Genomic DNA, 12,023 nt, shown 5'->3' with positions numbered 1-12,023 from the left:
TCTTCGTCACGCTGCAGCCGTGAAGCGGAAGTCGTCCTGATGCAGGCTGGTCAGCGCGACGTTCTTCAGCGTGATCGACGTGTTGGCGTCGTGGGTGATCACTGTATCCGCTCCCACCTGGGTGGCGGCGGCCAGCACAGACGCAAAGTCCGCGAAGAGGTCGTTGCTGATATCAAGGATGTCACCAATGCCCGAACCGGCAGAGAAATCTGTCACCGCATCCTTGCCGAAGCCTGCTTTAAAGACGAAAACGTCATTTCCACCCACCCCCCGAAGAGTATCGTTGCCGGCCCCGCCCTGGATTGTGTCGGCGCCGTAGTTTCCCCAGATGATATCGTCGCCGGCGGTCTCCTGGTCGGCCACATAGTGTGCTGCGATCTGAGTCTTGTTCCAGACGGTGCCGTCGGCAAAGCGAACGAAATCGACACCGGCATCGCTCCAGAGCTGGTTATCGACAACAATGGAGCCGGTCAGTCCGCGGAAAGACAGCTTCATGTCGTTCACATCGCTCGTGACGCGTGAGAAGACGACGTCCGTTACCGCAATTCCGGCACCAAACTCGAGGCCGTTGTTGCGGCTGCTTTGGTAGTCGAAGATAGCGTCGTCGCCATCGCCAACGTTATACACGTAGACGTCGTTGCCGCCACCGCCGTCCAGGCGGTCATTGCCCGTCCCGCCGACCAGACGGTCGTTGCCATCATAGCCGGCAATCGTGTCATTGCCGGCGCCGCCTAATACATTGTCGGATAGGTTGGTTGCCCAAATGGTGTCATCACCATCCGTCGTTTGACCCGCGACATACCTACGGGCGATCTCTGCATCGTCCCAGACGGTGCCGTCGGCGAATCGAATAAACTCAACACCGGCGTCGCCCCAATGCTGATTATCGAGCACGATGGAGCCAGCCATCGACTGAAACGTCAGCTTCATATCGGCCGCGTCGCTTGCGACACGTGAAAACACCACGTCCGCTGCCGAAATCCCGGCACCGAATTCGAGAACGTTGTTGCGGCTGCCTTGGTAGTCGAAGATGGCGTCGTCGCCATCGCCGATGTTGTACACGTAGACGTCGTTGCCGCCACCGCCGTCCAAGCGGTCGTTGCCCGCCCCGCCGGCCAGACGGTCGTTGCCATCGTAGCCGGCAATCGTGTCATTGCCGGCACCGCCGACTACATTGTCGGATAGATTCGTTGCCCAAATGGTGTCATCACCATCCGTCGTTTGACCCGCGACGTATCGACGAGCGATCTCGGCATCATCCCAGACCGTGCCGTCGGCGAACCGAATAAATTCGACGCCGGCGTCGCCCCAATGCTGATTATCAAGCACGATGGAGCCAGCCATCGATCGAAACATCAGCATCATATCGGCCGCATCGCTCGCGACACGTGAAAACACCACGTCAGCCGCGGATATTCCGGCGCCGAACTCAAGGACATTGTCACGGCTCCCGGTGTAATCAAAGATTGCGTCGTCACCGTCGCCAACGTTGTACACGTAGACGTCGGTGCCACCGCTGCCTTCCAGGCGGTCGTTACCTGTCCCGCCGACCAGACGGTCGTTGCCGCCGTAAGTGACGATCGTGTCGTTACCCGCACCACCCGTTGCCAAGTCGGCGAGATTCGTTCCCCAGATGATGTCGTTGCCCGACGTCTGCTGGTCCGCAACATATCGACGCAACATCTCTGTTTCATTCCAGACCGTACCGTCCGCAAATCGAATGAACTCGATGCCAGCATCGCCCCAGAGCTGCCCATCAAGAACAACGGAACCTGAGATCGTGCTGAATGCCAGCTTTATGTCGTTCGAGTCACTCGCGACGCGTGAGAAGACTACGTCCGTCGCAGCAATTCCGGCACCGAACTCCAGGACATTGTCACGGCTGCCTCGGTAGTCAAAGATGACGTCATCGCCGTCGCCGGAATTATAGACGTAGACGTCGCTGCCCTCGGCACCTTCGAGACGGTCGTTGCCTGCCCCGCCGGCCAGGCGGTCATTCCCACTATAGGTCATCAGCGTGTCGTTGCCGGCGCCACCGTTCGCAGCATCGGATAAGTTCGTGCCCCAGATGGTGTCGTCGCCGGACGTCTGCTGATCGGCGACATACCGTCGTGAGATTTCCGTCTCATCCCAGACCGTACCGTCGGCAAACTCAATGAACTCGACGCCGGCATCACCCCAGAGCTGATTGTCGAAGGTCACGGACCCTGCCATTGAGCGGAAGGCGAGTTTCATGTCGTTCGAGTCGCCAGCGACGCGCGCGAACACGACGTCACTCGTTTCTATTCCAGGTCCCAGCATCAATTTATTGTCGCGGGAGCCGCGGTAGTCGGTAATTATATCGCTTCCGCTACCGGCTCGGTAAATGTAGACGTCAGTGCCTTCTTTGCCTTCCAGTCGGTCGTCACCACCACCGGCATCGAAAATATCGTTGTTCGTCGTACCCGTTAGGACATCATCTGCGGACGTGCCGGTGATGGTCGCGGGCGGCAGCCACCCCGCATTGGAGATGGCGGCGAGGATCTGCGTCGCCGACCAGATTGTGCCGTCGGCGAACGAGATCTGCTCGACTCCTTGTTGCGATGTGCTTCCGAGCGTTCCCTTCACCAAAATCAGGCCGCTGTCCGCCGCACCTGCGTGACTTTCCTTGATCTCGATATAGAGGTCGTTCGCGACGCGATGCAGGAGGACCTCTTCCTTGGTGATGTCTACCAGCGTTATGCGATCGCTCACGCCACTGTTGGCATCCTCGGTGATTCGATCGAAACCATCGCCACGACGATAAATATAGTTGTCGTTTCCGCCGCCGGCATTGAGAACGTCGTCGCCCTTTCCGCCGCCAAAATCCCCGGAAGCAGTCGTTCCGGTCAAAGTGTCGTTGCCGGCTGTGGCTCCAGCGTAAACCGATTTCTGCCGAAGAACGGCGGCGTCCCAAATCGTTCCGTCGTCAAATTGAATCTTCTCGATGCCGTACTGGTCGAATTCCACCGGCGTGGCCGCGCCATTGACCAGTGTGATTTGATCACCCGAAGAGCCAGAAAACTGTATTTTGAGATCGTTGCCTTCGCGGACGAGGCTCACCGCTGACGGTGTAATGCCCGACAACTTCAACGTATCGGCAGTGCCCTGGCTCAAGGTCTCGAAGATAACGTCCGCGCCGTCGCCAGCGCGATATACGTACGTGTCGTTCCCTAGTCCGCCGCGCAAAGTATCGGCGCCGACACCACCATCGAGCTGATCGTCACCGGAGCGCCCGTCCATCACGTCATCTCCAGCTCCGCCCTCCAATGTGTTATTGCCGGCGTCTGCAAGCAGGACGTCGGAGAACGCGGTTCCTTTCAGATTCTCGTTGTTGACCAGGGTCGCAATCAGCCGATCCGTAGCTGTGGAGGCAGAAGTCGTGTCACCTGTGCGGGCTTCGCCGTTGTTCGCCACCATGTCGACGTAGACCGAACTCTGGAACTGCTCGAAGGTGACCGTATCAGTGCCGGCGCCCCCATCCAGTTGATCGACCTCTCCCACGTTTGCGACGCTGAGAGCGAGGGTATCGTTGCCGACATCACCGTGAATGATATCCGACCCTCCCTTGCCGTCGATGAAGTCGTTTCCGCTGTTGCCGCTCAGGTTTTGATCGAAATAGGAGCCGATCAGCGTTTCATTCGCGCTTGTACCGCCATAGAAGATCGATCCTTCCTGCGCCCAGTACCTGATGTCCTCGCGGTTCCAGATAGTACCGTCTGCGAATTTGATCTCTTCCAGTCCCTGACCGACGGTCGAGCGATTCCAAAACGCCCCTTCGTCGACGATCTGCTGGCCGCTCGATGTGATCTTGATGATGAGATCCGAACCGCTCTGGCCGAGCATCACGTCGTGAACGTTGATGCCACGAAGTTCCAGGCGATCAATTTCAGACAGCGAGAACGAACCGTCGAAGATCAGGTCATTGCCGTCGCCGAGGTTATAGATGAAGAGATCGTTGCCCGTCGCCCCTCCCCCATTTGCTCCGCCTCGAACAGCGGCCGATACGATGATGTCGTCGCCCAAATCTCCGAAGAAGATATTGTCAATTTTCTCTGCAGTCTGCAGGAGGTCATTGGTGACGCTGCCGCGATACCAGGCATTGTCCCGCATCTGGGTCCGGTTCCAGGAAACGCCGTCGGCAAATTGAACGACGTCGATGCCTTGACCTGCGGAATCCCAATTCCAAAAGAAGCCCTCGTTGATGAGCAGTTGGCCTGTCACCAGGTCCTTCAAGACGAAATCGATGCCGCTTCTAAATGCGATAACCTCGCTCGAACGGATGTCGGTCAGGACGAGGGTGTCGGTTTCGCTCTGAGAATGCGAGCCGTCGAAGAAGAGATCGTTACCGTCGCCGCGGCTGTAGATGAACTTGTCGTTACCGTTAGCGGCACCGCCATTCGCGCCCCCACGGATAGACGCCGAGATGATGATGTCATCGCCCTTCTGGGAAATGAACGTGTTGCCATACCCGTCGTTGTTTTGGATCGTCTCACGCGCATCGCTTCCACGGAAGACCAAGTGCTGGCGCACATATTCACGGTTCCAGATCTCCCCATCATCGAAGATGATCTGTTCCATCCCCTGGCTTGCAGAACCATAATTCCAGAAGAAACCGGCTTCGGTTATCGTTTGATGTGTGGACCCTATAGTCAGCACAAGGTCAATGCCTCGCTGTGTGAGTTCCACATCCTGCGCACCAATATCCAGAAGCAGCAGCTTGTCGACCTCAGTCATCGAGTGTGATCCTTCGAAGATCACGTCGTTTCCGTCGCCGCGGCGATAGACGAATATGTCATTGCCGTTGGAAGCGCCACCGTTAGCCGCGCTGAAAGTTTGAGCGGAAACGATCGTGTCGTCGCCCTTGCCGCCGTCGAAGTAGTCGTCGGGTACACCAGCCTCACCGCCACTCGAGGAACTATCGAAAAGATAGTCGTCGCCCGTGCCGCCATATAACTGATCGATGCCGTCGCCGCCGGAGAGATAATCATTGCCACCGGCCCCATAAAGGGCGTCATTACCTTTGCCGCCGTCTAGCTGGTCATTTCCATCAAGCGAACTTTCGAAGCCTGCCGTGTCGCCATACAAGGTATCGGCACCATCGCCCCCGATAAGGGCGTCGTGCCCGGCCCCACCGGTCAAGACGTCGTTTCCGCCGCGGCCGTCGAAGTAGTTGGCGCCTTCTGTAGAGGCTACAGTAGAGTCTACGGGGTTGACGTTGGCTCCGCCAATCGAATCGTCCGACTCGCTGCCGTATTTTATGTCGTGGATGCCTGAATATTTCATTCCGTTGAAATAGGGCGAAGAGATGTCGATCACATCGCCGCGGTGGCCGAGTTCATCCTCGAAGTATGAAACAATGACGCCCCCGCTCAGCGGATCCTGGGCGAAGAAAATCTCCGTATCCAAACCCACATTGACGATGCCCTTCATGATCGTGTCGCGCGACCATTGGGCGCCGTTGCCGAATTCAATAGCTTCTATACCAAGCTTGGTGCTGTTCCAGCCATCGACGATGTTATCGATGCCGGAGAACTGGTCAGTTATCTCTATCACTTCCCGAGTAGACAGGATCGTGATTTTCAAGCTCGTGCCCGCGCGGGACAGCTCGATGTCGCCGGGACCGACGTCGCTCAGGACGAGCTTGTCGAATCCAACACTGTCAGAGCTGTTGTCGATGATCGTGTCGCTCCCGTCACCTTTGCGCCAGATATAGGTGTCCGATCCCGCTCCACCGGAAATGGAGTCGTTGCCCTTGCCGCCTTGGTATCGATCGCTCGTCGAATAGGCTGCCAGCGCATTTGCCGCGTCGTCGCCGCGAACAACTGAACTCGCTTTGATCGCATCTCTATTCCAGATAACGCCGTCAGCAAATCGGATTTGATCAATTCCCCAGCCACCCGTTGTGGAGATGGTCGTCTCGTTGCGGAAGAAGTAGCGGTCGGTGATGTACTCGCCGCTCGCCAAGATCTTTACGAAGAGAGCATCGTCTACGCGCGAAAGTTCAATGTCCGAGGGTTTAAGCTGGCCGAGATTCAGAACATCCTTTTCCGCGGCATTCCCCGACGTGTCCGTTATAATGTCGAAACCATCTCCCTCCGAATAGAGGATGGTGTCGTTGCCTCCACTGATGCGGATTTCTTCATGGTTGCTCGTCCCATGGATGATGTCGTCAAGCGCGCTGTCGTTTATCTGCGAGGAGCCGGCGCTGGTCGTAGTCGTCCGAGCTCGAATGTCCTCTCGGCTGAGGATCGCGCCATCGCCAAGTATGATGCTGTCGACGCCCCGGTTTTCTTTGCCCCATTCGAGGAAGAAGTCCTCCGAGATTATCGTCTCGCTCTTGCCGACAAATCCAATTCGGAGACTGTTACCCGTCCGTTCGAACGTCAGGTCCGAACTCCGTTGATCGGTCAGGAAGAGGCGATCGTTTTCTACAAGAGAGGCCGAGGAGTCGCGAATATAGTCCGAGCCGTCGCCGGCGCTATAGATGTATAGATCGCTGCCCGCACCCCCAACCGTGACGTCGTTTCCTTTTCCAGCAATAAAGACATTATCTTCCGACGAGCCGATTAGGGCATTAGCTTCGACGCTTCCTTCAAGCACGCTGCCATCGGCGATGGATGTGACGATCGCTGACAGAGTTGAGTCGGCCACAAGATCAAGTTGTGGCCGGAGAGCGGCCAGGTAGGCCACTCGATCACCGTCAAAGGCTGAGGCCGCCATCCCATCCAACCCCAAAAAGCCTTTGACAAGTAACTCGGCGGTGGCGCCCATCTCGCCAAGTCGCGCGCCCAGCAAGAGCGTGGAAGCCTGTTCGACGAGCTCCTTGAGGTCTGGCGCGTCCTCGCTGCCATTCAAGGTTAGCACACCTAACGCGAAGTAAGGGCTGGAAACGAGTGCATTGATGTCGCCCGTTCGAATGAATTTGCTCATGTCTGTTTGGGCGAGGAAATTCGACAATAGAAGATCTGTAATACTGTCGAAACTCGATTCGATACGATCTCCGAATTGCTCGGTGCTCGGCGATGTAGTTGTCTGATTTCCACTTCGGATTTCTTGATATTCGGAACCAAAGAATTTTTCGATAAATACAAGGTGACGGGCGTCGACAAACTGGCCGCGCGACGTCGAATCGATATCGTCCACACCTGCCCACCGAAGCAGAAGCTGTTGGAACTGACTTTTCAGATCATCGAACGAAAGGCCCGCGGCAGCATCGGTCAATGCAAGCCAATCGGATTTGAATTCTGGGTCGTTTGTCGCGACCCATGCTATCGAATTCAACTGTCCCGATCCTGGCAACTGAGGAAGTTGCTTTACGTCCTGGGGTGCAACAAAATCTGGAGTATTGTCCCCGACAGTGTCGCGGTCGTCTGTCTGAAAGTAGATTGTCTGGGAGGCCCCGGTGGTGCCGTCGGCCTGCGTGAACGTCCCCTCATAGCCAACAACATTACCTTGGTTTGTCGATCCCACCGCTTGCCGGATTACCGAAACTGAATTGATACCCAAATCGGAAAGGTGCTTTAGCTCGCCTGCGTCCGCTTGGCCATTTTGGTTGGAGTCTTGCCAAACATACAAATCCTGGAACCCGGCGTCTGCAATGTCGATACGGCCGTCACCGTTCGAATCCATCGTTTCCAGGACGGCGAAACCATCCTGAGTGGGGGATCCGAAAAGCTCGCCAGCGCCATCTACCGTCCCATTTCTGTTAACGTCACGAACAAGAATGCCATCATCGGCGGAAACCCACCCCGTACGCTCGGCGAAACCATCCTGCCCATAATCGAAGTGCGTGGCCGAGCCGGCCAATGCCGTCAGCTCAATGCCGTCGCCATCAAGATCGAGAACAAGTGGATCCCGAAGCAGGTTCACCAGCGGCGAATCTGGGTCGAAAAGCAGATCGCCGATACCTGCGAATGCTTCACCCATATATTTGCCGGCAATGTATGTAGCGCCCGCCAGCAGTATCGCCGAAAGCAAAGGCCCCGCTGTTATTCCGCCACCGAAAAACAGAGCGAGTCCCGCCATGTCGGCTATTGCTGGCGCTAGCGCCGCTCCGACAACGCCGCCTAAGAACTTGGCAGCCGAGTCGCGCAGTTGTTCCGGCAGACCCGCAGTCGGGTCGTCGGGCGTCGCCGCGCCGGCTATCTGGCCGAGACCGTCTATAAGCATTGGCCCTACGTATTTCAGTGCCGGATATTGCGGAAAGTACTGGGCGGCGCCCGCCGCGACGGCTCCCAAATAATCAAAGACGTCAGCCAACTGATCCCAAGTTCTCGTCTCAGCCATTATTCGTTCTCCCTCTAAGCCACCGCTTGGCTATCAAAACAATATTTCCTGTGATCACATAAGATGACAAAAACAATATCGGAAGTTGCATCACAACAGACGCGTAATTCCCCCGCTCGCACAGCGTCTCAATTGAAGATTCGCTCAAGATGAGATTGGATTCGTCCAAGATTGAACCAAAAAATGGATAGTTAAAAATTACGAAGCAAATAAGTATAAATACAATCATGCCTCTATCATAAACATAGCAAAAAATAAGAGAAATAAACGAAATAGCTACCAGCGCAAAGCCAGGGTATTTATACACGGATACTATAGCATTTATTATTGCTGCGACTGACCGATCATCGCATTGTATGTACTTGCCGCCTTTGTAGATTAGCGGGGTACCAACTTGGTTCGAATAGTAAATTGCGAGGACAATTACAGATATCGTCGCAACTCCACTCAAAGCGAGGGGCAACAGCCCCCACTCCTTGTGCAGCGACCTAGGCTCAGATGACATCTTGCTTCCGTATTGTTAATCTTGCACGGGGGTATGCGTCGACGACAATCCGGTTACAGGGATGCCGTCATTCTTGGGAGAACTGCTGGCGCTCATAGGCGCATGACCTGACACATCTCGCAGCTTAATTGGCATCATCTCGATTGCGAGACGACTAGCGCCACACAAGGATACCGATACAGCAATCGTCTAGGAACTGCGATTGAGACTGGTCACGCCCAACGGATGGGTCACCAAAGGAGAGAGACTGAGCCCGCACGATTGGCGCAACTCAGCATGGGTTCATTGGTCCTGCCGTCTGACCCAAACGGATAGCGGCCTTCCCCGCCCCCAATCTGCGCCCATTTTCCTACAGAGATGCAGTTGCTCTCATGCTCCTGTTGCAGCAGCATTCACGTCTTCCCCTACCCCAAGCTGGCTGATCGTAAGTTGTATCCAGAGAGCCACGACAGCAGCGGTGAGATTACAAGTCGAAAATGCAATTGCAAGTGAAATTTTTCTTAATTGCTTGCATGAGTAGAGCCTTTCACAGGTCTAACTCGCCGCTTCCGAAGCCGTCGAAACAGCCACTCCCGCGCGGCGGATAGAATGGCGTAGCGACAAACCGCGCGCGCCGCTGTCGTCGTCCATCATCGCAACAAACGCCGGCGAACCCAGGGCGATCCGATTCGAGCTCGTAGGCGCCCTCTTCTTCATCATACGCAGCGCCCGAACATCACGATAGAGCCGGCAGCCTCTCGCGCATGGATGATGACTGCATTTGGTAGATTCAGACGACCTGCATGGCCTACCGCCAGGCGTCTGCGGTTCTTGGCAGCGCTACCTAACGCATAACGTCAGCCTGACCTAGGCGTGCAAAGCAGGAACGCTTCGCTCCGACGCCTGTAATTCTGCAATGACGGTTAACGAATCCTTTGCGGCAGGCCCCGAAATTTAGCCCTTAGGGCGCCTCGCGGCTAGGAAATTGGCCGCGTCGCCTTTGGATAAGTCCTGCTTCACCTGGAGTTCGTAGATCCCCGTGGTATCGCGAATCTCCTGCGGGCCATCGTTGCGTGCCTGCTCAAGCAACCGCACAAAATTACCTTTGGCTTCCTCGGCGGTCCAGACGCTTCGAGATACCATGAATACTCCAAGGACTCAGTTTCTTAAACGTTTAACAAATGCCGACGCCCTAGCAAAGCTAAAGATCGGTTCGATAGTTTTTCGATGGCGCCCTGATGACAAAGATCATTGTTGATACGAACATCATAGGTGACGCTCACCTTCCGGAACCACCTGATTGGCTATTAGACTGGTTTGGGAGCCTTCCGCGAGGCGCAGTCGCCATTCCCTCCATCGTCATCTATGAAACCGAATACGGAATAAGGCTCGCCGAGCGGCACAATCCCACCAAGGCCGGATATGTGCTTGAATGGTTCGAGGAGCTTCTCGAACAAAACCTCGAGGTCCTCGATCTTGGCATCGCCGGAAGCCGGCTACTTGGTCGGATGGCAGCCTGTCCACCACTTCGACACATCTTCGAGACCCCGCCTCGCATCAACAGGCACGGTGAGGAGATCAAAAACAACAAGATCAGGCTTGGCGCGGATGCGATGATCGCCGCAATCTCGATCGTCCACGGCATTCCAGTTGCAACCCGGAACACGAGGGACTTCCTTCACATCCACTGCTTCTTCCCGTTGCCCGGCCTTTATGATCCTGCCCGCGACAATTGGGATATCGATCCGCCCCCAGGGTGGGGGTATGAGAACAGCCTTCGGCACGGCCATCCTGACTACAAAGGAAGCGGTCGATGAGTTCGACCGGCGCTATGTCGCTGTCTCTGCGATCGCCAAAAAGACGGGCAAGCTACCGGCGGACGTGGTACGCAAGTTTGGAAAAGCTGGTGTCCATCCGGCTATTAGAAGCTCGTGCGGTCGGTCGCTGTTCTTCTATCGGCACGAACTCGATCCTTAAGAACCAGGCATAAGCCCTAATCAAACCCGCCCTCGCCGGCGGGTTTTTCTTTGCCATGTTGTCACTTAGATTCAAAATGAGGGTCATCGATATAAGTGCGAGAACCGTGTTTTAGGTGCGAAAGCCACAAACCAAGTGAGCAAAATCAAAGAGATACAAGGGGCTCGGGGACATTGTCAGCGCGCCGGATCACTTGGCCACAATGGCCATGTGCCACTGGTCGTAAAGCAGATGAACTCGTTTCTCTGGAAACGTGCGGTTAGTAGCAAACACCAATAGCGCAGCCTGCCTTCATCACGATAGACGAAGGCTTTCGGTAGATCAATAAATGTGCTACTGAGTAGCAAACTGGGCTCGATGGAGATAAACGGATGAGTGTCAAATCGTCGATCTCGCTGACCGACCAGCAGGACGCGTTTGCCCGGTCGCTGGTGGAGAGCGGCCGGTATTCCAGCATGAGTTCCGTTCTTCAGCAGGGCCTGGAGCTTCTCCGCCAAAAGACGGAAAGCGAGACCGCCGAAACGGCAGCCCTTCGCGAGTTGTTCCAGCGGCGTTTGAATGGCCCGATGACTTCCACGACGGAAATGGAAAGCCGCGTCGAGACAATGATCGACCGGAAGCGGCGGGCTGTTCGTGTGGACCCTTGAATATTCCGAGGATGTCGCGCGCGATTTTGAGTTGATTTTCGATCATCTCTTCGACTCCTATGTCGAACTCGGAGACTCGCCTGACGAGGCTTTGGAGCGTACCGCTGAACGAATTCGTAAATTGCGTGTCGAAATCGACCGTCTCGTCGATACGCCTTATATCGGGACATTGCGCCCCGACATTTACCCTGGGATCCGGTTTCTTCGGCGGGACAAGGCGGCGGTCTGGTTCTTACCCGTAGAGAATAGTCGCAGGATCATTATTGCCGCAGTTTTCCACGGGGCGCAGGACCATATTAGACATATGCTCGCACGTATGCTGGCGTGACAAGGCCTACATGCACCTAGGCAACTCTCAGTCTGGTGGCGGTGCTATCCAATTACGCAATACCGGAGCATCGGGGACATTGTCAGCGTATCCTGCCTCGCTCTTGATGTCGGCTTTCTGCGTCTTATGATGTTAAGCGGGCGCGGATGGTTCGAAGAGAGCCTTCGACGGCAAGATGCGTTCCGCTCGAGCGTACTCGCGCGATCGCCCATTCGATCACTCGCTTTGTAACGTCATCTTCGCTACTCTGGAGAATGCGACCGCCTGACCGGCCCTTGAC

Annotated in this window: 5 protein-coding genes; 3 read left to right on the top strand and 2 right to left on the bottom strand. The window is 55.8% G+C overall.

Annotated elements, in window-relative coordinates; all coding sequences use genetic code 11:
• Positions 1 to 6: 6 nt before the first annotated feature.
• Positions 7 to 8,307, bottom strand: coding sequence for a calcium-binding protein (locus NXC14_RS28545; protein WP_085781395.1), 8,301 nt, complete (start codon positions 8,305 to 8,307; stop codon positions 7 to 9).
• Positions 8,308 to 9,745: 1,438 nt separating this feature from the next.
• On the bottom strand, positions 9,746 to 9,934 hold the full coding sequence (locus tag NXC14_RS28535) for a hypothetical protein (RefSeq protein ID WP_085781393.1): 189 nt from the start codon (positions 9,932 to 9,934) through the stop codon (positions 9,746 to 9,748).
• Between the two features lie 95 nt (positions 9,935 to 10,029).
• Here NXC14_RS28535 and NXC14_RS28530 point away from each other — a divergent pair, with 95 nt between their 5' ends.
• From NXC14_RS28530 to NXC14_RS28520, 3 genes are all read left to right on the top strand, one after another.
• Positions 10,030 to 10,608 (top strand): PIN domain-containing protein, encoded by a 579-nt coding sequence (locus NXC14_RS28530; RefSeq protein WP_085781392.1) that lies wholly within the window; start codon positions 10,030 to 10,032, stop codon positions 10,606 to 10,608.
• Positions 10,609 to 11,139: 531 nt separating this feature from the next.
• Positions 11,140 to 11,415: a type II toxin-antitoxin system ParD family antitoxin gene (locus NXC14_RS28525; protein WP_085781391.1), complete on the top strand. Its 276-nt coding sequence runs from the start codon at positions 11,140 to 11,142 to the stop codon at positions 11,413 to 11,415.
• Positions 11,396 to 11,743 (top strand): type II toxin-antitoxin system RelE/ParE family toxin, encoded by a 348-nt coding sequence (locus NXC14_RS28520; RefSeq protein ID WP_157131519.1) that lies wholly within the window; start codon positions 11,396 to 11,398, stop codon positions 11,741 to 11,743. The genes NXC14_RS28525 and NXC14_RS28520 overlap by 20 nt, the downstream gene beginning before the upstream one ends.
• Positions 11,744 to 12,023: the final 280 nt, after the last annotated feature.

This window comes from Rhizobium sp. NXC14, assembly GCF_002117485.1.
Classification (GTDB): Bacteria; Pseudomonadota; Alphaproteobacteria; order Rhizobiales; family Rhizobiaceae; genus Rhizobium.
Note: the sequence above shows the minus strand (reverse complement) of the source record. Positions and strands in the feature narration are given on the sequence as shown.